This window comes from Streptomyces sp. YGL11-2 (genome assembly GCF_050054615.1).
In the GTDB taxonomy this organism is placed as follows: domain Bacteria; phylum Actinomycetota; class Actinomycetes; order Streptomycetales; family Streptomycetaceae; genus Streptomyces.
The window spans coordinates 1-515 of sequence record NZ_JBNHIN010000172.1 but is presented as its reverse complement, the minus strand read 5'-3'; the positions used below and the strand labels follow the sequence as shown (position 1 = coordinate 515).

The window sequence follows — 515 nt, the reverse complement described above, 5'->3', positions numbered from 1 at the left end:
TGGCCACTGGTGCGTACGGCTATCGAGCCGTAACCACTTGGGGTTCGTCACGTTGGCCTTTGTGGTCGGTGTCGCGTGTGGGCGTTTGTCGGGGCGTGTCGGCGTCCTCTCATCTGTAGGGAGCATGGCGTGAAGCTGCGTTGGTCGAGACTGCTCGCCGCTCTTCCGGTGTTTGGCCTGGTCGCGGGTCTGGCTGCGGCTTCCCCTGCTGCCGCTGCCCTGCCGCTGTTGAAGGTTTCTGGTGGCGGGCCGGCCGGGCTGCCTCGGCTGGCATCGTCGACCGCTCTGGTTGGGGGTTCGTCCGGGTCGTTCCTCTTGAGGCCGTCGGTGGGTGCGGTTGTGCTTCATGGCGGGCTTCATGGCGGAGGGGTTGGTGCCGGCCGTGGTGGTTGGAACGACTTTTCCTGTAGGCCCTCTGTCGCGCATCCGCGTCCGGTCGTCCTGGTGCATGGCACTCTGGGCAACGGTCTCGACAACTGGCTTGGTCTGGCGCCCTATTTGGTGGCGCGTGGGTA

At 65.8% G+C, this 515-nt stretch carries 1 pseudogene; it reads left to right on the top strand.

What is annotated here, in order from left to right:
• Positions 1–129: 129 nt before the first annotated feature.
• Positions 130–515, top strand: a pseudogene (locus ACO1BR_RS44205) (lipase); the annotation flags it as partial.